This window comes from Nitrosomonas sp. Is79A3, from assembly GCF_000219585.1.
In the GTDB taxonomy this organism is placed as follows: Bacteria; Pseudomonadota; Gammaproteobacteria; order Burkholderiales; family Nitrosomonadaceae; genus Nitrosomonas.
Map to the genome: position 1 here is coordinate 1,855,244 of NC_015731.1, position 24,095 is coordinate 1,879,338.

Genomic DNA, 24,095 nt, shown 5'->3' on the forward strand with positions numbered 1-24,095 from the left:
ATTAAGGTGATCTACCCGGATATAACCGAAAGATGGACACTAATCTTATAGAACGGAGACGGTTATGCGACATCTGTTGGCTGTAACACTAAGCTTTATCGTTTCCGTATTGCTATCTGCATCAATCTTTGCAGCCGATCATGGTGCTACACCCGCTGCAATCGAGAATACACTGGGCATGAAGTTCGTACTGGTGCCTGCCGGTGAGTTCGTGATGGGGAGCGATGAGTCGCCGGATGTGTTGTCAAAAGCCTATCCGCAGTACGAGCGCCGCCGTGCTGAGGAGCTGGGAGACGAAGCGCCAGTGCATCGCGTGCGCATCACACAACCTTTCTACCTTGGCCAGTTTGAAGTCAGTGTCGGCCAGTTCCGCAAATTTTTAGAAGCTTCCAGCTATATTCCGGAATCAGTGGCAGATGGGACGGGAGCTTACGGATACAACATAGATTATGATGCGGTAAAGTCCGTTAGCGGCGATGCCTTCGAAGGGCGTGATCCGAAATACTCCTGGCATAATCCGGGCTTTGTTCAGGGAGACGATCATCCGGTTTTGAACGTGACATGGAACGATGCGGTGGCGATGGCGAGATGGCTTAGTGAAAAAGAGGGCGTTAAGTACCGCCTGCCAACTGAGGCGGAATGGGAATATGCCTGCCGTGCCGGTTCACGCACACGCTATGCAAACGACGACGATCCAGAATCCTTGCTGACAATCGCCAATATTTTCGATGCAGATGCCAAAGCATACTGGCCACGCTGGGCGGAATTTACGCTGTCAGGACATGATAATTTTGCATTCACCGCGCCTGTTGGCAGCTTTGCACCCAATGCCTGGGGATTTTATGACATGCATGGCAATGCCTGGGAATGGGTTTCTGATTGGTATGCGGATGATTATTATGCCAGATCGCCTGTTGACGATCCGCAAGGGCCGCCCGATGGTGTCGTGCGCGTACGGCGTGGCGGCTCTTGGCATACTTGGTCTTTGTACGCGCGTTCATCCTATCGCAACTGGATTTCTCCTAATTCGCGCTACGCGCTGGTCGGGATGCGTTTGGTTCGTGAATTGCCAGCACATTAGCAGCTTGTTGGGATCAAAGAAAAACGGTTAACACGGTTTTAATCGCTTTCACAAATACCTCGCGGAGGACGAAGTTTGCACAGATGCAAAAACCAGCTCCGTTCACATGGAGTGTGTTGAAGGGCAAACGGATTCCATACGTAGAGATTGCTCTTATTACCTTAATTTAACGGTTCCGGTTACATTTTTGGTGGCCAATTGTGTGTTTCGCTCTGGCAGTGCTGGCACCATGCATAGAGCGCATCGTACATCACCCTGCCGTGTTTGAGCATTTCGTGGTCATTGGAAAAGTTTTGTGACAGACCAAGCGACAGTGCATACAAACCGGCGGATTGCGGCGTGAGATCAAGCCGTGAGGTGTCGGCTCCGCGCACGATAGTAGCGAGTTGTTTGAGAGCCGGGTCATCCAGGCTGTATTTGGTCAGGAAGGCATCAAAACTACACAATTCCCCGACGTGACTGAGTTCTACGCCGGGAATATCATAGGGTATTGCGCCAGTGTCCTCGGCCACGCGCAGTACATCTCCCGCCGGCACATAGAGGAATTCCGCTTGCGGATCAATAAAGCGGGCAATAAGCCACGGACAGGCAATGCGGTCGATTTTCGGACGTTCACGGGTAATCCATTTCATCACTCACCTCACAAAATTAAGGTTTTTAGGACCAAGCCAACCACCGCACAGGCCGCGATGACGTGAATCACGTTGCCTTTGAAGCGAAACAGCGCAACGGCTGCGCCGAGTGCGATCAACGCAGATACCCAATCGAAAGTACCTTCGAAGCCTTTGGGCCAAAGGACGTAGTAGCCAAAGAATAATGCCAGGTTCAGAATTACCCCGACTACGGCTGCCGTGATGGCGGTCAATGGTGCGGTGAACTTCAGGTCTCCATGCGTGGATTCAACCAGCGGCCCGCCGGCGAGGATAAATATGAAGGAGGGCAGGAAGGTGAACCAGGTCACCAGTGTCGCCGCCACGGCGCCGGCAAGAAACATTGCATCCGGGCCGAACAGAACCTTGACGTAACCACCGATAAAACCAACGAAAGCCACAACCATAATAAGCGGCCCCGGCGTTGTTTCACCCAGTGCCAGGCCATCGATCATCTGTACCGGTGTCAACCAGCTAAAGTGTTCGACTGCACCCTGGTAGACATAGGGCAGCACGGCATAGGCGCCGCCAAAAGTCAGCAAGGCCGCTTTGGTAAAGAACCAGCCCATCTGTGTTAGGGTATGGTCCCAACCATAAGAGGTAGTCAGCAAACCCATCGGTATTAACCATAACAGCACACCGGCAAGGACAACCTGAGTCAACCGGCTCCAGCGGAACTTGGCATGCAGCGGCGTCGGCGTGTCATCGTCGATGAGAGCAGGATTGGAATATGTTTTTGTCTTTCCGTGACCACCCCCGGCTTTGAATTTGTCCGGCGCGATGCGGCCGCCGAAGTAGCCAATCATTGCCGCCACTGCCACAATCGCCGGGAACGGCACATTGAGCGCAAAAATGGCGACGAAAGAGGCCGCTGCAATACCCCATAGCCAATTGTTCTTGAGTGCACGCGAACCGATACGGTGGGTTGCCTGTACTACGATGGCGGTGACGGCAGGTTTGATGCCATAGAATAACCCCGCGACCACTGGCACATCACCGTAGGCAATGTAAACCCAGGAGAGAGCGATCAGAATCAGCAGCGAAGGCAGTACGAACAGCACCCCAGCTACGATTCCGCCCCAGGTGCGGTGCATCAACCAGCCGATATAGGTGGCGAGTTGCTGCGCTTCCGGGCCTGGGAGCATCATGCAGTAATTGAGCGCATGTAGAAAACGCCGCTCGGAAATCCAGCGCCGGTTCTCGACCAATTCTTGATGCATGATGGAAATTTGTCCGGCAGGGCCGCCAAAGCTGATGAAACCCAGCTTGAGCCAGAACACGAAAGCTTGCCAGAAACTAACGGGTTGCGGGAGCGGGGTCGCACTGGGGGTAGTCTGCGGTTCGGGTTGATTCATTACGGGGATACTCCTTTGTTAAAACTTGCCAGCAATCCGTCAAACACGTTAAATACAGCAGCCAGCAGTTGATCATCGTCGGTGATGGTGTCACGCAGCCCGGCGAGCACACTTTCCACGCCAACCGCTTCGGGCGGTTGCACACCGCCGACATCAAGGTAATGCACCATCAGCCCCAGGCGCGCGAGCGCATTTTGTTCCAATGCAAAGCTCGCCAGCAGCACCTCAAAGGTGACGCGGCTGGCAACATGGCTGAACGCCGCGCCGTCAAAATCGAAGCCCAGTGCATCGGGCGGGCAATCGGCAGGGCTCTTGATCCAAAGAATCCGGGCGGATGGGTCGATGAAGCGGCGGATCAGCCAAGCGCTGGCCAATCGGTCTACCCACGGGCGTTGCCGCGTTGCCCACACACGCCCTTGGTAATGTGCAATGCTGCAGTGCTGAATCTGTCCTATAACGTTATGGGGCTCATCCGGGGACAACACACGTGCTGTTGCAATTTCAAGATCATTCAATGCGGCCTCAGTTTGATGCCGCGCTTCGCTCGGGAAGAAATCGATCTCAGCGATGGCTGCAAACACTTTGCGAAGCTTGCGTGCTTGTTTGATGGCTTCCTGAGCGGATTCCGGTCTGAGTGATTCGCGTGTTTGCATCACTTCAGTTAATAAGCCGGCGTAATCTGCGCTGCGGTCAAACAAAGCGATAAAGTTTGCATCTTCGGGTTCTTCCATGCGCAGCACTAGTGCCGTGCCGCCGCCTTCACGCACGTTAATTTGCAGGCGTTCAAGCGTGGCGCGGCAGGATTCGCGCTCCGGCATCAAGTAAACACCATCGCGCAGCACCGCCGCGCCGGATGCCTTTAGCGCGCGCCATGCCCGTTGCCTGAGGATTGCATTCTCGGTCGGCAGGCTGGTGATGAAGGAAAGCCAATAATTCATGAATTGAATTCTACATTATTGTAGAGTACTGCTCAATTATTGTGGAGAATTTGTTCTTATTTGCTCCAGATGAAGTTGGGCATATAGCGTTCAGTTATCTAAAAAAATTGCAGATGTTCAATTGGATTCTGTAAAGTACGAGAAAATTACTTCCAAAAAATCCATTCGATTAGTGATGCCCGATGAGTTTTCAATTACCTGACATTCGCTTTATACTCATAAACCTTTTAATAGGCTTTACGATAAATTTAGGGGTGTGGCATATCGTGTTAGCAGAAGATCTCATTATTGATGACCGAACCAGTGACAATTTAAGCTCCAGTTTGGGCACGCAATGGCGACTGGTCACTGATCAGGTCATGGGCGGCGTTTCCAATGGAGAACTAACACTGGATAACTATAAAGGCAAGAACTGCCTGCGCATGCGCGGTGATGTTTCTACCGGTAGAAATGGCGGTTTTGTGCAAATAGCATTGGATTTAACTCAAGATGCGTCGCTTGATGCTTCAGCCTATGCCGGTATTGAACTCAGTATCTCCGGTAATAACGAACACTACAATATTCATATTCGCACGACTGATCTCTGGCTGCCGTGGCAATCATACCGCTTCAGCTTTAAGGCCACACCGGACTGGCAAATAATTCGCGTTCCTTTTGTAAATTTAGAGGCCTACAGAACGACAACTAAATTCTATCAAGACAAACTCAAACGCATAGGGTTAGTCGGTATCGGACGAAATTTCCAGGCGGATATGTGTGTGTCATCGATAAGATTTTATGCCGTGGATTGAGAAACACAGTCTTAACGACAATCGTGTCGGGTGAAATCTGGACAGGTTCAAGAACAATGTACTCTGAGTATTCTTTCAACTGCACGAATGATCAGAGCCATTGAAATAGCTCCGGGATCAGGTGAGCCAATGCTTTTCGCGGCGTGAGGACGCGCACGGCCTATCTTTGGCAGAAGGCGTGCCGTATCCTGGGCCGCTTCATCGGCGACAATCGCTGCGGCCGCCCAGGCATCCGGGATCGAGAGACCACGGGACGCACCGGTAGCAAGCGCCGCTGTAAATGGGTGAAGAACATCAACCAGGGTTTTGTCGCCTATCTGTGCTTTGCCCAGTCCAATTACGCCGCGAAGCGCGGCGGCAGCGCCAGTCGCAACTGTTGATGCATCAGGCATGGCTTCATCACCAAAGGCGCTACCCAGTTCGCGAAGGATCACTCCCCACAACGCGCCGGATGTGCCTCCCGCCCGGCCGGACCAAGCATCACTAGCGACTGTGAGCAAAGTTCCCGCACCAACCATAGCAACACGCGCTTCCTCCGCCGCGGCGACCGCCGCAGTGAGTCCACGTTGCATGCCGATACCGTGATCGCCATCTCCGGCAATCGCATCCAGGCGGCCGAGTTCTTCATGGTACTTACCGATTACTTGCCAAGCAGCTTCGAGCGCTGCAGGCACAACCGCCGCAGCCGCTTGCGATTGTTCAGAACCGGCGTTTAACCGGCGCGGACCTTTCGGCGTCGCGGTATCGGCCTCTTCCCCAAAGGATGGCGCGATATTTCCTCGACGAAAAGCCGGTGTATCGGCCGCAGCAAGCCAAGTTTGTTCGAGTTCATCGTTCATCCAAAACAACGTGAGCGAAACACCCGCCATGTCAAAGCTCGTGATCAACTCACCCACTTCCGGTTCGATAATGATCAATCCGTGTGCGGAAAGCAGTTGGTCGATCTTGCGATAAACCACAAACAACTCTTCATACTTGATGGCTCCGAGGCCGTTGAGTACTACACCGACGCGTGCGCCTTCGGGGTTGCCAATAACTGCAGGAATTTCTGCGAGCAGCTTGCCGGCCAAGAGTTCTGCTAAGCCATCCGCAGTTGTTGCGTTCAAGCGGTAAAGTCCGGGTTCCCCGTGAATGCCCATCCCGACTTCCATTTTTCCGCTTTCGACTTCGAAAAGCGGTTTATCCGCGCCCGGAAGAGTGCAACCGGAGAAAGCAACACCCAGCGTGCGTACGCGATCATTTGCTGCGGTGGCGATACGGAAGACATCATCAAGCGATTTTCCAGAATCGGCAGCGGCAGATGCGGCTTTGAAAACGGGCAAAGTACCGGCGATACCGCGTCGTTTATGTTTTTCAGAGGAGGGCGCCGATGCGGTGTCATCGGTTACAACCACCGTGCGCACGTCAATTCCCAAAGCGCGAAGATGTTCTTGCGCTTGGTTGAAATTGAGTACATCACCGGCATAATTGCCGTAGCAAAATAGAATACCGCCTCCGGCATTCACAGCATGCGCGACGTTACAAATCTGCTGCGCTGAGGGCGACGCGAAAATATTTCCCAGCTCGGCGCCATGCGCCATTCCGGAACCGACAAAACCGCCAAACGCCGGGTAGTGACCCGAGCCGCCGCCGATCACCACTACAACTTGGCCGGGCTGGGCCTTATGCCGGCGGATGACGCCGCCATCCACTCGCCGTAACCGGCCTGCATGCGCCGCCACGAGGCCTTCAATCAATTCATCCGCAAATTTTGCCGGATCGTTGAATAGGTATGTCATGCTTGGCTGATCTCATGCTATTGTGCTTTATGATTAAAGAAAACTATGCAGAAATATTTCGGAATTGATGATGCGCTTACTAAACAACCACCGGATTTGGCCGATAATTATTTAGTGTTTTAATGTCACTTGCTTATTATTTTCCGGTGTGTGCAAAGTATAAGTAGTCCGCAATGTAGCGGGTTCAATCGGCGATTGTTTGTAATATTCTTTGGTATCAAATGGCCGGCCAAAACTTTTTGCCGTTACAACACCGCTCTGGGTAATTTCTACCAAAGTGTAACCAAAATAGGCATCATCGTTTAACCAGGATGAGTTCGGCGGGCTACCGCCATTGCCCGCAATAATTTGCGGCACTATTCCTGTAATATTACCAACCGTCATTTTAGGCATGTAGTTCCATTCGTGTGTGTGCGCTGCTAGAAAAATGCGCACTTTGCTCGTTGAGCTATTATCTCCCGCAGGATTATTTAATTTTAATAAGGCGTAAAACGCTTCAGCTTCTGCGCTACGGATAGTCCCATTTCCCGTTGTGTCACTGCCATTATTATCACTTGATAACAATGGCTTGTGTCCCATGATGAAAATATGATTTACGTTGTGATCTTGTTGTGCAGCTTTTAACTGCTGTTTAATCCAGTGCAAAGGAATATCACCTATCGTGACAGCATCTATTTGTGTGTCGGTATTGAGAATAATAAAGAATACGTCACCACTCCGGAAACTATAGGAGAGGTGCTTTTCGTCAGTTAACAAATCATCTTTACCACCATTGGCATTTGTGACAGGGCCATTTTTGCCAAAAATGAACGTGTTGGTTTTGCCCATGTAATCCTGCCAGTACAAATAGGCTGGCGGATTAGGGCATTGTGCGTAGATACAATTTTTACCGTCTTCTTGATTAACTAATATTTCATGGTTACCCGTAAAAGCAACTATGGGAATATTTTTTTGTATCAAGGGATTCTGATTGGGATCACTGACTAATTTGACCCATTCAGCCAGCTCTTTCGATAGTTTTTTGGTTCCGGGTTTTTTACCTTTCACAATATCGCCTGCTAGAAATAAGTAGTTAGGCGGTACCGGTGAATTGGCAATATCTTTAAAGGATTGCAGTAATTGCGCTATGTTGGCAGTGCTGTCGGAATGAGTGCTTTCTACGCCTTCTTTGTTTAAGCGATTACAACCAAAAAAAGCAAATGAAAATTTGACCGGATCAGACGTGGCGAGATCATTGGATTGTTCAGCGTTCGCAGTATTGGCATAGCACAAATTAACAACACAAAACAGTGCAGCCATTAATGTCGTGTTTTTGACATTAGTTAGCATTTGATCTTCCTTTAATTGAAGTAAGTGTTTAGCAAGCCGTTGAAAAACGTTTTCGAGGCAGCCGATGCAAGGCGAAAACAGGCGAAAAAGCGCAGGTTATGCTTAATAAATGAGCATTTTGGGTCTGTTTTTAGCACCGCAGATAGTTTTTCAACGACCTGTTAGGAAAAATAATGCCATTTTGTAGATGTGTCAAACACATTGAAAAATCCAAATCCTGCGATTGGATTTTAATCTTCCCTTCGGGTGGACATGGTAAACTCGCTGAAGCGGAAAAAAAGCGACAACAGTCAATTTGATGATAAGTTCGAGGGACGCGCCGATAGTTTCAGTAATGGCGGTATTTTGGATTTCTCAGGATGAATTTGACCCTACCGGGTGAAGCAAATAGCAAGCAAATGAAAACACTGACGGCTATGTGCAACATGAACGAGCGCGTGCAACGCAAAAGTTAGGTCAGAAGAGCCGCAATTATTGCAAGCCAGCATTGTCATGCTGCTCCGTTAAGTAAGTTTTGTATTTTTGAGAATAGAGAAGAAAAAAGAATAATCAGGTTATTTGCGTGATCTATCCGGCAATTGTAGTTGCTGATGGAATTAACGTGATAGGGTAATTGCTTGGCTTTATGTGCGAGGCAGGTATGTGCATTCCATCAAAATGAAGCTAATTTACCCACCATGTGAACATCCTTGTGACGGGAGTTCGACAAACACAACTCCTCTGAAATGCCGAAATATTCTGGCCCCATGTAGTACGCACAGATTTCACACGGAGAAGAGAGAAGCTTCAGAATTTCTACAAGCGTCTGTTTTATTTGGCGTCCCCAACGAGATTCGAACTCGTGTTACCGCCGTGAAAGGGCGATGTCCTAGGCCTCTAGACGATGGGGACAAATTATGTCGTTATAGCGTCGTACTATCAATGATGAACTGGTGGAGATAAGCGGGATCGAACCGCTGACCTCTTGCATGCCATGCAAGCGCTCTCCCAGCTGAGCTATACCCCCTGATCAAAGGAAGGGGGATTATACTGATGCCTTGATTCATTGTAAAGAAAAGATCAATCAGTAAAACTGCTCAGACGGCTGTTCATGCGGGCGAGTGTTTCTTCACGGCCAAGCAGTTCCAATACCGCATCAATGGAAGGCGTGTGAACTTCACCTGTAACCATAACCCGCAAGGGCATTGCGATTTTAGGCAATTTGACGTCATGATCCTTAGCTGTTGTTTTTATTTCAGCATGAATCGATTCGCGCGTCCATTCAATATGGTTAAATTTTTCTATCAGAGCGGCCAGGATGGGTTTTGCTTCTGCGGTCAGATGTTGCGCTTTCAATTCATTGGTGGGTTCCAACGGGCGATAAAAGTAAACCGCTGCGTCCGCCAGTTCTTCGATGGTATTTACCCTTTCCTTTAATAAATCTACAATACGCGCCAAATCAGGACCATCTGTAATGTGGCAATCATCTTTTGCCAGGAATGGAACGACCAATTCAGCCAAACGCGCATTATCAGTTTTTTTAAGATACTGCTGATTGATCCAATGCAGTTTCTCCGGATTGAATTTGGCCGGGGAGCGGCTAATCGCCGATAAGTCAAACCACTCAACCAATTGTTCGCGGCTGAATATCTCTTCATCGCCATGCGACCATCCGAGCCTTGCCAGATAGTTCAACAGGGCTTCCGGCAAATAGCCGTCTTCACGATATTGAATAACTGAGACGGCACCATGCCGTTTGGATAAACGCTCGCCATTGGCACCCAATATCATGGGGACATGCGCATATTCTGGTAACGGCGCATTCAGAGCTTTAAGAATATTGATTTGGCGCGGCGTGTTATTCACGTGATCATCGCCGCGAATGACATGGCTGATGTTCATATCCAGATCGTCAATCACTACACTGAAATTATAAGTCGGCACGCCGTCACCGCGTAACAACACCAAATCATCCAATTCACTATTGGCGACAGTAATGCGTCCCTTGATTTGATCATTAATTGTGACATGGTCTTGCATTGGATTTTTGAATCGAAGTACTGGTTTGACACCGGCGGGCGGGGTTTTTTTTGAATCACGCCAGCGGCCATCGTAGCGTGGTTTTAGACCGGCAGCCAATTGCTGCTCACGCATTTCTTCCAATTCTTCTTTGGTGGCGTAGCAATAATAGGCTTGGTTATTCTGTAACAACTGTTCAGCAACTTCATGGTAACGTGCTAATCGCTGCATCTGATAGAACGGTCCTTCATCATAATCCAATCCTAGCCATGCCATGCCATCGAGGATTGCTTGTATCGACTGCTGGGTCGAACGTTCCAGATCAGTGTCTTCAATGCGAAGAATGAATTTACCGCCATGTTTTCGTGCATAGGCCCAGGAAAAAAGAGCGGTGCGTGCGCCACCAATGTGGAGATAACCGGTCGGGCTCGGTGCAAATCGTGTACGTACCATCATGATTGTTGTGTCTACTGTTATGCTAAGTATAAGAATTCGATAGTTTACGCGATTCCGCAAAGACGGTGTTTCTTTTACCCGGACTTTAGCCGGTATGATGCATGTTGATAACAACTTGCAAGCTAAAGCAGATTATAATATTAACAATCTAATTCAATTGATTTTTTCTGCCTGTATGACAATAAAGCATTTGATAAATGACTGACTTAATTCATGATCTAATTTTTAAAGCGGCTGATCTCGCGCCCGATGCTGAAGCATTGTTGTATCAAGATCAGACAATGAGTTATTCCCTTTTGGCCGGAGAAATTGAGATAAAAGCGGATGGTTTGCGTGCACTGGGTTTAAGCCGTGGTGAACGTGTTGCTGTTTATCTTGAGAAACGCTTGGAAACAGTTGTGGCATTATTTGCTGCCTCTGCGGCGAGTGGTGTATTTGTTCCAGTGAATCCAGTATTAAAACCCGAACAGGTGGCTTATATTCTGATCGATTGTAATGTGCGAGTGCTAGTTACTTCATTGGAGCGTTTGAAATTACTGCAAACAGTTTTGCTGTCTTGTCATGATCTGCATACAGTTGCTGTAGTAGATGCTCAGGATGAACTTCCGGCTATTGCTGGTCTTCTCGTTATGAGTTGGGAAGCATTGCATGCTGCAAACCGTATTTGCGCTGCATTACCCGCGATCGATAGTGATATGGCAGCGATTCTCTATACTTCGGGCAGTACCGGTAAACCTAAGGGAGTTGTACTTTCACATCGTAACCTGATGGCTGGTGCAAAAAGTGTAACGCAGTATTTAGGAAATCAACGCGATGACCGGATTCTGACTGTGTTGCCGCTGAGTTTCGATTATGGATTGAGTCAGCTCACTACCGCATTTTATACCGGTGCAGCAAATGTTTTGATGAATTATCTGTTACCACGTGACATTATCCATATTATCAAAGAACAACAGATCACCGGCCTCGCGGCTGTACCGCCACTGTGGATTCAACTGGCTCAGTTGGATTGGAGGCAAGTGTCTTCATTGCGTTATATCACCAGTTCAGGCGGTGCCATGCCGCGCTCGACTTTGGAACGATTACGTAAAGCATTGCCGGTTACGCAAATATTCTTGATGTATGGCTTTACTGAAGCCTTCCGCTCAACTTATCTGGCGCCGGAGGAGCTGGGTCGGCGTCCAGATTCTATCGGCAAAGCAATACCAAATGTTGAAGTACTGGTGTTGCGCGAAGATGGATCACACTGTGTGCCGGGTGAACCTGGAGAATTGGTGCATCGGGGTGTCTTGGTCGCGATGGGCTATTGGAATGATATGGAAAAAACAGCGATGTGTTTTAAACCGGTTAAACCGCGTCAGTCTGGTCTGCCGCTTGTGGAAATTGCCGCTTGGTCGGGTGACACCGTGCAGATGGATGAAGAAGGATTTCTTTACTTCATTGAGCGTCGCGATGCGATGATCAAAACCTCGGGTTACCGGGTTAGCCCGACAGAAGTGGAGGAAGTTATCTATGCTACGGAATGTGTCGCAGAAGCCATTGCCATCGGAGTTCCTCATCCGGTGCTGGGGCAGGCGATTGTGGTGATTGTGACAGCACGGAAAGCTATTCAGTTGAAAACTGATAATTTGTTGGCAGAGTGCAAGCAGCGTTTGCCTGCTTATATGCTGCCAAGTCATATTGAAGTGCGTGAAGGGAATCTGCCGCGTAATCCGAACGGTAAAATAGACCGTAAATTCCTTTTCCAGGAAGTGCAGCATTTATTTACGGGAGATGCGCAATGAGCAATTCACCTCCGGAGCATGCGCCGCTTGTGCAGTTTCCCGTGCGGGATGATTGTCTGCAAATAGGCGGTATTGCACTGACTCGGTTAGCGCAACGTGTTGGATCGACTCCATTCTATGCGTATGACCGGGAAAAAATTACAGAGCGGATTGCTTTGCTACGCCTGCATCTGCCTGCCGGGATTCTGCTGCATTACGCAATGAAGGCAAATCCTATGCCTGCAGTGGTGCAACATTTGGCGGAGTTGGTTGATGGAATTGACGTCGCTTCAGCGGGGGAAATGAAAACTGCATTGGATACAACGTTATCGCCTGAGAAAATCAGCTTCGCCGGACCGGGGAAAAAAGAGCATGAATTGCGCAGCGCTATCGCTACTGGTGTCGTTCTCAATCTGGAATCCGAGCAGGAAATGGAATTGGTCGCGCAATTGGGTGAATATTTAGGCATTGTTCCCAATGTAGCCATTCGAGTGAATCCGGATTTTGAGCTTAAATCTTCCGGAATGAAAATGAGCGGCGGTTCCAAACCATTTGGCGTAGATGCTGAACGTGTACCTGATATGCTGAACCAGTTAGGTATACGTGGATTAAATTTTGTTGGTTTTCATATTTTCAGTGGTTCACAGAATTTGAATGCAACAGCGATTCAGGAAATGCATGCAAAAACTTTCCAACTGGGTATTCGACTTGCAGAACATGCACCATCACCCGTGCGGTTGTTCAATATTGGCGGTGGTTTTGGTGTTCCTTATTTCCCCGGTGATCAAGCATTGAATATTGCTGCCATTGGTGAGAATTTGCAGCGCTTGATGCCACAAGTAAAACGGCAATTGCCTGATGCTCGGATCGCGATTGAATTAGGCCGATACATGGTGGCTGAGGCGGGAATTTATGTCTGCCGGGTTTTGGAACGGAAGGTATCGCGAGGACAAGTTTTTCTAGTAACTGATGGAGGATTACACCATCATTTGGCGGCTTCCGGTAATTTTGGTCAAGTAATTCGCAAGAATTACCCAGTCATCATCGGAAATAAAGTTGAGGGCACCGAAAGAGAAGTTGTTTCGGTTGTGGGACCGCTTTGCACGCCCTTAGATCTGTTAGCCGATCAAATGCTAATGGCCAAAGCATCGGCTGGTGACTTGGTGGTGATATTACAGTCGGGCGCCTATGGTTTGACCGCTAGTCCGACAGCATTTCTGGGTCATCCTGCACCCATTGAAGTAATGGTGTAACTTCGGATCAAACGCGAAACGGATTGTTTTATTTGCTTTGGCGCAAGTTCAATCAATACCGCTTAACTAAATAAAAAACCGCTACATTACGCCAGTATGTTGTTTATTGTGCACAGGCTTGCATCATTACTTCAATTCTTCAATCAAATGATAAAGATCAGTTGAATATTCGCTTTAAATATACTTAAATGATTGCTGCAATGAATATATATTACTTATTGAATGAAAAAGTATTTGCTTTATGCGATTGAAAATAGAAAATGCACCATAGTTCCCGTGCTTATTCGATTATGACGTTGCGCGGATGCAGCTTACTATTTCTCTCATTGAATGAATAAATTTACTATTACGCATTCTTTTTTTCGATGATTAAGAATTGATTTAAGTAAATTTTTGAATATGGATATAACCGACTACTTATAACTCAACTGGGTGATTCGATGACTGAATTGTATGAAAATTTTCATAAATTCTTTGAAATTATTGTAGCTGATACAGCCGAGTTGCTAGAGAATGTTTATAGAATCCGATATCAGGTATTGTGTATAGAACAACGCCTGCCTGGATTTGATCCCGCACTTTGTCCGGATAAGCTGGAGAAGGATAGTTATGACAGTCATTCATCGCATGTTCTCCTGCGCTATCGCCCATCTGGAGATTTTATTGGTACCGTCCGGTTAATTCTGCCGGATTCTTCAAGACCAGAGAAGCTATTGCCTGTCGAATTGTATGGTCAAACGGATCCGGTGCTGTGTGATATCAAAGCACTCCCCCGTCAACAAACTGCAGAAATTTCTCGTTTTTTGGTTATAAGCCAATTTGACCGGCGTAAAAATGACCGGCGTACTGATGAGCGCCGCAAGCAAGTAACCGACATCGACAGCGACAAAAGAGAGAAACAAGATAGACGCGCAGGAGATCGCCGTTCAGCGCTTAACATTGCATTGGTACTTATGTCCGGCGTTATGCGCATGTCAATCAAATACAATATCAAAAACTGGTTATCAGTAATGGACCCGGCATTAAATAGATTATTGGGTTTTTATGGTTTGAGTTTTAATCCAATTGGACCGCCGGTTAATTATCATGGCATTCGCCGGCCTTATTACGTGAAAGTCGAAGAAGTTATTCAAAGAATGTATAAAGAGCATCGTGATGCTTGGGAAGTAGTGACCGAGTGCGGTGAATATAGTCCCGTTCCTATTAGCTAATAAAATAGCATTGAATCAGAAACCCGTTTCTTGAATTTATTTCATTTCTCCATACAAATCCTATATCAATGCATTGTTTGTTAAAGATTAGAGGCTATTTATGTATAGCTCTTTCTATCTGTCTTCTCGGCATAGAAGCCGAGGCTAGAGCAAATGATCATTATGAAATTGTGACTAATTTAGGGGTCAGCGAAAAAGCTCTCTCAGTGAATTCGTTGCGTTCTATCTTCAGTATGCGTTTGAAAACATGGCCTGATGGAACCAAGATTAGAGTTTTTGTATTATCCGATGATGATCAGTTACATCAGACTGTTTCCAAAGAAAAATTAAACGTATTTCCTTATCAGTTACGGTCTACGTGGGATCGTTTAGTTTTCTCCGGTACGGGTCAAGCACCCATTATCGTCAATTCAACTGAGGAAATGCTTGCCAAGGTTGCCAGCACACCAGGCGCAATAGGTTATTTATGGAGAGCAAATATTAATGAAAATGTTAACGTGCTCGAGATTAAGTAGCCTGCTTGGAGGCGCTTCCCGGATGATAACCAGGCAATTGGCCTTGTTATTGTTTGTCGGCTGCTTTTCAGTGCATGCGCAACAACCTGATCAGGCACAGAAGCAACCTGAATCTATAAAATCACCGGTTTGGTTGCAAACATCGGAGTTGCCTGCACAAGCTACAGAATCGGATAGCACGAAGAAGAAACCCGGATTGGTGAGTACGGCGGTAAACTGGTTTCGAAGAACAGATCTTCCCGGTGATCTGCAGATTCATGGTTTTGCCAGTCAGGCTTATATCACAACTTCAAACAATGATGTTTTTGGAAATAGTGATAATGGCGGTAGCTTTGGGCTTACAGAAGCCGGACTCAATGCTTCCATGCGGCCATTGCCAAGATTGCAAGTGTCTGCACAAGTATTGTCGCGCCGTGCGGGTGAAGGAAACACAGGTATGCCACGCCTTGATTTTGGCTTTCTGGATTACCGGATTTATTCTCACGAAGTGAATCAGTTTGGTATTCGGGTCGGTCGATTAAAAAACCCTTTTGGTTTCTATAATGAAACCCGGGATGTCGCATTCACACGTCCGAGCATTCTGTTGCCACAATCCATTTATTTTGATCGCACGCGAAATCTTGGGCTATCTGGAGATTCTGTGCAGTTGTATGGTGAAACTGCAGTTGGCAATCTGGGTACTGTTTCCACTCAATTTGGCGTATGGTTGCCGATTGTAAGCGACAAGGATACGGAACTTGCGCTTGTTGGGGCACTACGGCCGGGTCATTTAACAAGGGATGTATCGTACATTGGACGTGGAATTTTTGAAACGAATGACAAGCGTATTCGTCTTGGTATTAGCGGAATATGGTTAAATTCAGCCTATGATCCCGCGAACAAAATGAATGATCCAGCAGGCCCCGGTGCACTACAATTCACACCAATCTATTTCTCCGCACAATATAATGCGGAACGTTGGACTCTGACTTCTGAATACGCGCTACGGCATTTTAAATATGACAATAATTTCCATGTAAAAGCTCTGGATGGCTTAAATTTCTTTGGCGAGAGTTTTTACTTTCAAGGCGAATATCGTTTTACTCCGAAATGGGAAGGTATTCTGCGTTATGATGTGCTCTTTACCGATAGATCAGATCGGGATGGAAGTCGCTGGGCCGCACAGAATCCTGCACGCGCAGGACAAGAACACTCTCGTTTTGCCAAGGATATAACAGTAGGTTTGCGGTGGAATATTACGCCGCAATTTATGCTGCGCGGTGAATATCATCATGTAAATGGAACCGGATGGCTTTCGAGATTAGACAATCCGGCAAGTGAAGGACCACTAAGCCAGCACTGGGATCTATACGCGATTCAAGCCTCTTATCGCTTCTAAGCAAGAAGAAATTCTGATGGAAAATAATTCCGGGAATCAATTAGAAAAAGCGCCTCTGACTCCAAACCTTAAGGGGAGAAGGTTTCGCAGCTTGAGATGGAAAATCTCTTTGGGGAGCAGTTTGATACTGCTGGCTGTTGTAATAATGTTTTGCTTTATCAGTTATCTGGGCTTAATGGCCAATTTCGACAATCAACGGGATGTTGAATACAGGCGATATTCCAGAGAGATCAACAGTCTGATCAAGAATACCTCGCAGAATTTATACCAGCTGGCTGAAATGATTCCATTTCTTGATGAAATGAAGAATGCTTTGATCAAAAGTGATGGCGAGGGTATTAGCAAAGCTTTTGATCAACATTGGGCGCTGCTGCAATTTCATAACGGAGTTGAATTTATCCATTTTTATAACCAAGCCAATCAGCTGAATGCAAGTTGGGATAGTTTGGACACGAATATTGACGGCAATACTCTGTTGTCGACCTGGGTAAGTCATGTCAATCAATCTGAGCGGCCGATCAACCCTTTGCTTTGCAGGGAAAGCTGCATACAGTACATCGTTTCACCACTATTGGTCGAAGGAAAAAAAGCTGGCGTAGTGGTGATGGGAATTTCTTTGGCCGATGTATTTCTGGCCTTCAAACGGATAGCGGGTGCTGATATAGGCCTGTTAATTAAGGAACAAAATAATCTGTTGCTACAAAATGATTTCGATTTTCTGCGTTGGAATGTTCATATCCCAGCGCTTACCAACAAAGAAAGAAATCGGGAAATTCTCAATAAAGCTGCGCAGATTTATCCGGAAATGCCGTCACTCAATGACGGTATCCAGATCCGCTGGAATGATCAGTATCAACAACTAAAATTATTTCCGCTCAATTCGTATGAACCCGACAAGGCCCATTTGGTTGTCATTACCGATGTGACGGCTGCAGTGAATAATATTCATGATTCCATCTGGAAAATTGCATTGATCGGTTTGATTGGGCTTATCTTCTCAGAGATTTTATTATTTCTGATTTTTACGCGGCTACTTGCAAAATTAAAAGATGTTGTTTTTGTACTCCCGTTTCTTGCCAGCGGACAATTTGAGAAATTACGTCTGTCTCTGGCCTCAACCGATCGCGTACAGCGTTTCAGTGATGAAGTGGACACATTGTCTGAAGCCGCCATATCCTTGTCATTACAACTGGAAAAACTAGAGCAGGAAGTATCGACCCGGACAACGATGCTGATTGAGCAAAAAAATGCACTCAGTAAAGAAAGAGATTTCGTTGAAAATTTGCTGGATACGGCACAAGCCATAGTTCTGACACAGAATTCCGAAGGCAGGATCATTTCACTCAATGCTTATGGAGAAATGTTGACTCGCTATACGGAGAGTGAGTTGCTGGGTAAATCTTTTTTAAATATTTTGATTCCGGAGTATGAATCGCAAGATTCACTTTCCCGTTTTAATGAGATACATACCGGGCAAAGAATGCAATTACGTCATGAAGCTATTACACATTGTAAAGATGGGACAACACGTCATGTGGCTTGGCTACACTCGCATTTATCCCGGCGATCTGCGGATGATCCGTCTATCTTATCGGTTGGGCTGGATGTCACCGAATATAAGCGAGTTGAAGGGCATCTGGCGTGGCTGGCCGATCATGATCCTTTGACAAACATGTTTAATCGGCGCCGTTTTAGCGAAGAATTGGAGCAAGTATTAAGCCGTGCAGAACGTTACCGGCATCCGGGCGCTTTGTTATTCTTTGACTTGGACCGATTTAAATATATTAATGACACCAGCGGACATCAGGCTGGTGATACGTTGCTTAAAATGGTTGCTGGTATGCTGGCTCAGACTATTCGGACAGATGATATAACAGGCCGTTTGGGAGGGGATGAATTTGCCATTATCTTACCGGAAATCAATGCCAGTGGCGCAATAGAAGTTGCTAAAAAAGTATTGGATCAATTGAGCTTGGCCCAATTAACCATTAGTAATCGTACCCATAAAATTTCAGCCAGTATCGGTATTGCATTATTTCCTGAGCATGGCGCTAATATTCATGATTTGCTGGCTGCTGCAGATCTTGCCATGTATCAGGCGAAAGCGATGGGGCGGAATGCCTGGTACCTGTTTTCTGACAAAGACCGTAGCCGTGAACGGATGCATACATTGGTTTACTGGAAAGAGAAGATTGAACACTCCCATTTACATGATAATTTTGTGCTTTATTTGCAACCGATTATGCATGTTAAATCAAAACAAATCTCACACTATGAAGTATTGCTGCGCATGCAGGAAAAAGACGGTTCAGTATTGTCGCCTGCCGATTTTATTCCTGCGGCTGAGCATACCGGGTTAATTCATGCAATTGATCACATGGTGCTGCGGAAAGCCATTGCTCAGGTCGCAAAAATATATCAAGCCGGGTTCAAGGTCAGCTTTTCAATCAATTTATCCGCTCACGCATTTAATGATCCCGAGCTATTGCCAATCCTGAAACAAGAATTGATGACACGAGACATGGATCCGGCATGTGTCATGTTTGAAATTACAGAAACTGCAGCGTTAGAGGATTTGCCTGGCGCACGTGCGTTAATGATAGAAATTAGAGAACTGGGTTGTGGTTTCGTACTGGATGATTTTGGTGTTGGTTTTTCTTCTTTTTATTATTTAAGAGAATTGCCGGTTGATGTGGTTAAAATTGATGGTTCATTCATACGTAATTTATCTGAAAGCAGTGATGACCTAATTTTGGTGAATGCTTTATGTAGCGTAGCCAGGGGGTTTGGTAAGAAAATTACAGCAGAATTTGTCGAAAGTGCAGAAATACTGTCTTTGATAGAAAAAATAGATATTGATTACGCACAAGGGTATTACATCGGCAAGCCTGCACCCGCGGCTACGTTTTTCATGAAATCTGATTCATGAGTAATGAATACAAGTAATTGCTGGTGAATCACTGATTCCGGCAGTTTACAGGTTTAACAAGCCGTTGAAAAACTATCTCGTTGCCGCTGCGGTGTTAAAAACAAGCTCAAAATGCTCATTTATTACACATAAACTGCGCTTTTTCGCCTGTTTTTGCCTTGCATCGGCTGCCTCGAAAGCGTTTTTCAATTGGCTTGTTAAAGCGTGACAACTGACAATTGTTCCGGAATGCATGCCGTCCAATTGAGTTTCTGCTGAATCGCGGTAACCAAAGCAGAAGAATTGCTGAATTCACCATGTACGACAAAAATATTTTCGGGCATTTTCTGGAAGTGTCGCAACCAGTTGATTAAATCTGCCTGATCGGCATGCGCCGAGAGTCCACCGATGGTATATATGGTTGCCTTGACACGAACATCCTCACCAAAGATCCTGACTTTCCGGGCGCCGTCTACTAATCGTCTTCCCAAAGTTCCTTCCGCCTGAAACCCAGTAATCAATATGCTGCATTCGGATCTGTCAAGATTGTATTTGAGATGATGTTTGATACGTCCGGCATCGCACATACCACTGGCTGAAATAATGATGAGCCCATGTTTCATGTGGTTAAGCTGCATGGATTCTTCAATATCCTGCACGAAATGTATTTGTGGTTTTCTCACACTCTTATTCATCCACTGCAGCGTATCGGAAGTTTCTTTGTCGAGCAATGCAATATGGTTGAGTGTAATTTCTGTCGCCGCCCGCGCCATCGGTGAATCAACATAAATATCCATTTCTCCCAGTTTACCTTGGCGATAAAGATCGATCAGCAGAAACAGCAGATCCTGGGTACGGCCAACAGTGAAAGCGGGTATGATCACATTGCCGCCCTTATGGATCAGTGTATGGTTGATCGCATGAACCAATTCATCCAAGGTATCGGGCATATTCCGATGCAAACGATTGCCATAGGTTGATTCGATCAGCAGAATATCTGCTTGTTGGATGAAAGTTGGGTCGCGTACAATCGGGTGGCCAGGTTGTCCCAAATCGCCCGAGAATACAATTTTCTTGTAATCCGCATGCTTTTTAACCCAAAGTTCAATGATGGATGATCCGAGGATGTGGCCAGCATCCCGGAAACAACAGCGTACGGATGTGTGGGGATTAATTTCTGTATTGTAATCCACGCGGATTAATTGCTTGAGAAGTGCTTCCGCTTGAGTGACGGTATATAGCGGGGCAAGCTCCTGCGTTGACCGGCTGTAATGGCGCGATTTATTACGCCACTCAATTTCTTTTTCCTGAATATGCGCACTGTCCTTTAGCATGACCTGAAGTAAATCCGCAGTAGCTGCTGTGCAATAAACCGGGCCTCTGAAGCCCCATGCGCTTAACCGCGGTAGTAGGCCGGAATGGTCGATATGGGCGTGGGTTAGTAATACAAAATCGATTGTTTTAGGATCGAATTTAAAAGCAGTACGGTTTTTTCTATCCGCCTCCCGGCCGCCTTGGAACATGCCGCAATCGACCAGAAATCGTACTGTTCCGGTTTCGATGAGATAACTGGATCCGGTCACTTCACCGGCTGCACCCAAGAAAGTAAGTTGCATTGCAATAAATTCCTTTTAGTGATTTATAACGTGTCCAACACATGCAGCGTGGCATTTACCAGCAAATCTATTTCCTGCTCGTTGATAATATAGGGGGGCATGAAATAAATGGTTTTCCCGAGGGGGCGCAGTAGTATTTGCTGCTTTAAACCTGCCTGAAAACATTTCGCTGCAAAATCGCGATCATCCGTTTCTACTTCAAAAGCCCATATCATGCCACAATTGCGGAAATTCTTGACTTTAGAGTGATCTGTGAGCGGTGTTGCAATTTTATTCAGGTAGGCCGCTTTGCTCTTGTTTGTCTCAATGACATGATCGCGTTCAAAAATATCCAGCGTGGCCAGTGCTGCCCGGCAGGCTAATGCATTGCCGGTATGCGAATGAGAGTGTAAAAATGCATGTGCTGTTTTGTCATCATAAAAAGCCTGAAAAATCGTATCAGAAGTCATCACAACTGACAGTGGCAAATATCCGCCGCTCAGACCTTTCGATAGACATAAAAAATCCGGTGCGATATCTGCATGATTACACGCGAATAGTATTCCAGTCCGGCCAAAACCAACGGCAATTTCATCGGCGATCAAATGCACTTGGTATTGAGTGCAGATTTCTCTGGCACGCTGCAGATAAGCAGAGTGATACATGCCCATACCAGCAGCGCCTTGAACCAGTGGCTCAAGAATGAATGCGGCAGTTTGTGCATGATTCTCCGCCAAATAACGCTCCAGCGCATCAGCAGCGCGGATAGCATAATCTTCCGGTGATTCCCCGGTTTCCGCATAACGCCAGTCGGGAGTGGGAACATGTGTGCACGGCCGAAGCAATGGCGCATAGGTTTCCCGGAAGATTGCCACATCAGTGACCGATAATGCCCCGAGTGTTTCGCCATGATAATCATTTTGCAAGCTGACAAAATTGTTTTTCTGCGGTTGACCGCACAAAAGCCAATAATGAAAACTCATTTTTAATGCGATTTCAATTGCCGATGCTCCATCACTGGCGTAGAAGCAATGCCCGAGTGCGCCGGGCGCTATTTTCTTGAGCCGTTCCGATAATAAAACAACCGGTTCATGGGTGAAACCCGCCAGCATGACATGTTCTATTTTCTCAAGCTGATCGTGGATTGCCGCGTTGATGTAAGGATTGCTGTGACCAAACAGATTGACCCACCAGGAACTAATGGCGTCAAGATAACGCTCTCCAGCAGCATCATAGAGCCATACCCCTTTGCCACTCACAATCGGAACGAGCGGATAGGTTTCGTGTTGCTTCATTTGCGTGCAAGGGTGCCATACAGATTCAAGGCTTCTAAGCTGCAGTTGCGATGCTGATAAAGGTATGTTGTGATTGATATTCGACATATAATTTTTAAAACGTATCACGAAAATCACGAAAGACTGCTTTCAAACTAAGTAAGCTACAATAATTATCAGTCATTGTAGACTATGAGTGATCGTTTTTCAGTGTTTTTGACCTGGCACTGGAACCTTGGTACATTCAGGTCTGCCAAAAAAATCTTATTCTTCTATGCGTATGTATCCAAACATTGGCATTCATTCATCCGGTTTGCTGCCTGACGATGACCCGCAACGAATTTCATTGCACAATGAAGTGCATGCACGTCCGAGTCAGCGGATCCGATTACCCGCGCTGGTGATTTATGTGGCGGTAATTAATGATGGTATAACACGCGAGCAAGAGTGTGAACACTTGCGCCGCCTCCCTGGGCAGGAGACGCTGATGCTCGAACAATTGCAGAATAATTTTCTGCGCTTGCGTTTGCAGGGCTATTCTTTGAGATGGGAGCGTCATAGCGAATTTACGCGCTATTCGCTTGTACAACCCCTACCTGAGGTTGCTCAATTGGGTGCGACAGATCCAGAGTTACTTTCTTACTTGAGCTTACCGCAAGGTTGGCTGGCTGAAATCCCTGGCCGTACTTTCGCTGCTATTAAACTAGCCATGATGCATGGTGATCTGAACGAACCCGATGAGTTGCTCATCCAGGCACGTCAGTGGTTTGGAGGGAATCCAGTGGTAGCTTCACTGATCGGTAGAGACGGTCATTCAATTGCAGTGACAGATTTTATGCTGCGTCCCAGTGGCTTTGAGCGCATGCTGGTAATTATGCCGATTAATGCATCAGAGACGCGAGCGGGGCGTGTTTCGCAACGCCTGCTTGAAATTGAAACCTACCGGCTCATGGCGTTAAAAGGCCTGCCAGTAGCTAAACAACTTATTCCTGAATTGACCAGAGCGGAGCAGCAGTTGGCTGATATCACAGCACAATTGGAAAACAAGGCCGCTTCTGATCAAGAATTACTTGATACGCTCATTTCATTAGCTACGCGTATCGAACGTGCTACTGTTGAACATGCGTACCGTTTTGCGGCGACGCAAGCATACAACAAACTGGTCACACAACGTATCAGCGAACTCAGAGAAAAAGCCATACCGGGTACTCAGACCATTGGAGAATTTATGCAGCGGCGGCTTTCACCGGCTATCGCGACAGTTGAAGCGACTGCACAGCGAATGAGTTATCTTTCTGCGCGTGTCTCACGAGCGAGCGCATTGCTGCGAACGCGGGTTGATATTCTGACCGAAACGCAGAATCAGCAATTACTGGAAAAACTGACTCGTGGCCAGGAATTACAACTGCGCTTGCAAAGTACAGTGGAAGGTTTATCGATTGCCGCCATTACCTATTACGTAATCAGTTTATTGCTATACATAGCCAAAGCAGGCAAGGCTGCTGGCATACCTATCCATCCTGAGATGGCTGCCGGATTGATGATTCCTATCGTACTCTGGGTGGTTTGGCGCACTACGCGGCGTATCCACGATAAATTCTTTAAGCCGCATTAAGTTAGATATCGTGGAACAACATTGGTCAAGGTTTTATTGATCCGGCCATTAAAAAGATTTATTGAAACTCCGTATTCCGGTCTTCTCTGCTATAAAAAATCGAACTGTTTAATAGCCGACTCTATAAGATCGATGATTCAGAATGAGCTATTTCCGCTACAAAGCAGGTATTCAGAAAATTTTTGTTTGAAGGGATAACATCTATAT

General features: G+C 46.7%; 17 protein-coding genes and 2 tRNA genes. 9 read left to right on the forward strand and 10 right to left on the reverse strand.

What is annotated here, in order from left to right:
* Window positions 1-64: 64 nt before the first annotated feature.
* The gene (locus NIT79A3_RS08545; RefSeq protein WP_013965817.1) at window positions 65-1,081 is read left to right on the forward strand and encodes a formylglycine-generating enzyme family protein; all 1,017 of its coding nucleotides are present in this window, start codon (window positions 65-67) and stop codon (window positions 1,079-1,081) included.
* A 179-nt stretch (window positions 1,082-1,260) separates the two neighbouring features.
* On the opposite strand, the gene NIT79A3_RS08550 is transcribed toward NIT79A3_RS08545, so the two are convergent.
* The 3 genes from NIT79A3_RS08550 to NIT79A3_RS08560 are packed head-to-tail and all read right to left on the reverse strand — an operon-like array spanning window position 1,261 to window position 4,024.
* Window positions 1,261-1,713, reverse strand: coding sequence for a chromate resistance protein ChrB domain-containing protein (locus tag NIT79A3_RS08550; RefSeq protein ID WP_013965818.1), 453 nt, complete (start codon window positions 1,711-1,713; stop codon window positions 1,261-1,263).
* An 8-nt stretch (window positions 1,714-1,721) separates the two neighbouring features.
* Entirely contained in the window at window positions 1,722-3,086 is a 1,365-nt protein-coding gene (gene chrA / locus NIT79A3_RS08555) for a chromate efflux transporter (protein ID WP_013965819.1), read from the reverse strand.
* Window positions 3,086-4,024: a chromate resistance protein ChrB domain-containing protein gene (locus NIT79A3_RS08560; RefSeq protein ID WP_013965820.1), complete on the reverse strand. Its 939-nt coding sequence runs from the start codon at window positions 4,022-4,024 to the stop codon at window positions 3,086-3,088. Before NIT79A3_RS08560 ends, chrA begins: the two co-directional genes overlap by 1 nt.
* A 266-nt stretch (window positions 4,025-4,290) precedes the next feature.
* Here NIT79A3_RS08560 and NIT79A3_RS08565 point away from each other — a divergent pair, with 266 nt between their 5' ends.
* Window positions 4,291-4,815: a CIA30 family protein gene (locus NIT79A3_RS08565; RefSeq protein WP_049785361.1), complete on the forward strand. Its 525-nt coding sequence runs from the start codon at window positions 4,291-4,293 to the stop codon at window positions 4,813-4,815.
* A gap of 47 nt (window positions 4,816-4,862) precedes the next feature.
* On the opposite strand, the gene NIT79A3_RS08570 is transcribed toward NIT79A3_RS08565, so the two are convergent.
* From NIT79A3_RS08570 to gltX, 5 genes are all read right to left on the reverse strand, one after another.
* The gene (locus NIT79A3_RS08570; RefSeq protein WP_013965822.1) at window positions 4,863-6,593 is read right to left on the reverse strand and encodes a dihydroxyacetone kinase family protein; all 1,731 of its coding nucleotides are present in this window, start codon (window positions 6,591-6,593) and stop codon (window positions 4,863-4,865) included.
* Between the two features lie 111 nt (window positions 6,594-6,704).
* Entirely contained in the window at window positions 6,705-7,922 is a 1,218-nt protein-coding gene (locus NIT79A3_RS08575) for a metallophosphoesterase (protein WP_013965823.1), read from the reverse strand.
* 815 nt (window positions 7,923-8,737) lie between these two features.
* Window positions 8,738-8,813 (reverse strand) — tRNA-Glu (locus NIT79A3_RS08580).
* 39 nt (window positions 8,814-8,852) lie between these two features.
* Window positions 8,853-8,928, reverse strand: a tRNA-Ala gene (locus NIT79A3_RS08585).
* Window positions 8,929-8,981: 53 nt separating this feature from the next.
* Window positions 8,982-10,373 (reverse strand): glutamate--tRNA ligase, encoded by a 1,392-nt coding sequence (gene gltX / locus NIT79A3_RS08590; RefSeq protein ID WP_041360791.1) that lies wholly within the window; start codon window positions 10,371-10,373, stop codon window positions 8,982-8,984.
* A 200-nt stretch (window positions 10,374-10,573) separates the two neighbouring features.
* Here gltX and NIT79A3_RS08595 point away from each other — a divergent pair, with 200 nt between their 5' ends.
* The 6 genes from NIT79A3_RS08595 to NIT79A3_RS08620 all read left to right on the forward strand — a co-directional run bounded on the left by NIT79A3_RS08595 (window position 10,574) and on the right by NIT79A3_RS08620 (window position 19,425).
* Window positions 10,574-12,160, forward strand: coding sequence for an acyl-CoA ligase (AMP-forming), exosortase A system-associated (locus NIT79A3_RS08595; RefSeq protein ID WP_013965825.1), 1,587 nt, complete (start codon window positions 10,574-10,576; stop codon window positions 12,158-12,160).
* Window positions 12,157-13,392 (forward strand): pyridoxal-dependent decarboxylase, exosortase A system-associated, encoded by a 1,236-nt coding sequence (locus tag NIT79A3_RS08600; protein ID WP_013965826.1) that lies wholly within the window; start codon window positions 12,157-12,159, stop codon window positions 13,390-13,392. The genes NIT79A3_RS08595 and NIT79A3_RS08600 overlap by 4 nt, the downstream gene beginning before the upstream one ends.
* 440 nt (window positions 13,393-13,832) lie before the next feature.
* The gene (locus tag NIT79A3_RS08605; protein ID WP_013965827.1) at window positions 13,833-14,603 is read left to right on the forward strand and encodes a PEP-CTERM/exosortase system-associated acyltransferase; all 771 of its coding nucleotides are present in this window, start codon (window positions 13,833-13,835) and stop codon (window positions 14,601-14,603) included.
* Window positions 14,604-14,842: 239 nt separating this feature from the next.
* Complete coding sequence (locus NIT79A3_RS08610; protein WP_348225757.1) at window positions 14,843-15,118, forward strand: hypothetical protein; 276 nt, start codon at window positions 14,843-14,845, stop codon at window positions 15,116-15,118.
* Window positions 15,119-15,140: 22 nt separating this feature from the next.
* The gene (locus NIT79A3_RS08615) at window positions 15,141-16,496 is read left to right on the forward strand and encodes a hypothetical protein (protein ID WP_013965829.1); all 1,356 of its coding nucleotides are present in this window, start codon (window positions 15,141-15,143) and stop codon (window positions 16,494-16,496) included.
* A gap of 16 nt (window positions 16,497-16,512) precedes the next feature.
* The gene (locus NIT79A3_RS08620) at window positions 16,513-19,425 is read left to right on the forward strand and encodes an EAL domain-containing protein (protein ID WP_013965830.1); all 2,913 of its coding nucleotides are present in this window, start codon (window positions 16,513-16,515) and stop codon (window positions 19,423-19,425) included.
* 197 nt (window positions 19,426-19,622) lie between these two features.
* Here the strand turns inward: NIT79A3_RS08620 and NIT79A3_RS08625 are convergent, their stop codons facing one another.
* Window positions 19,623-21,020, reverse strand: coding sequence for an MBL fold metallo-hydrolase (locus NIT79A3_RS08625; RefSeq protein ID WP_013965831.1), 1,398 nt, complete (start codon window positions 21,018-21,020; stop codon window positions 19,623-19,625).
* A gap of 23 nt (window positions 21,021-21,043) precedes the next feature.
* Window positions 21,044-22,381, reverse strand: coding sequence for an adenosylmethionine--8-amino-7-oxononanoate transaminase (bioA, locus tag NIT79A3_RS08630; protein WP_041360795.1), 1,338 nt, complete (start codon window positions 22,379-22,381; stop codon window positions 21,044-21,046).
* A 172-nt stretch (window positions 22,382-22,553) separates the two neighbouring features.
* Here bioA and NIT79A3_RS08635 point away from each other — a divergent pair, with 172 nt between their 5' ends.
* The gene (locus NIT79A3_RS08635) at window positions 22,554-23,888 is read left to right on the forward strand and encodes a DUF3422 domain-containing protein (protein ID WP_041360796.1); all 1,335 of its coding nucleotides are present in this window, start codon (window positions 22,554-22,556) and stop codon (window positions 23,886-23,888) included.
* Window positions 23,889-24,095 lie beyond the last annotated feature (207 nt).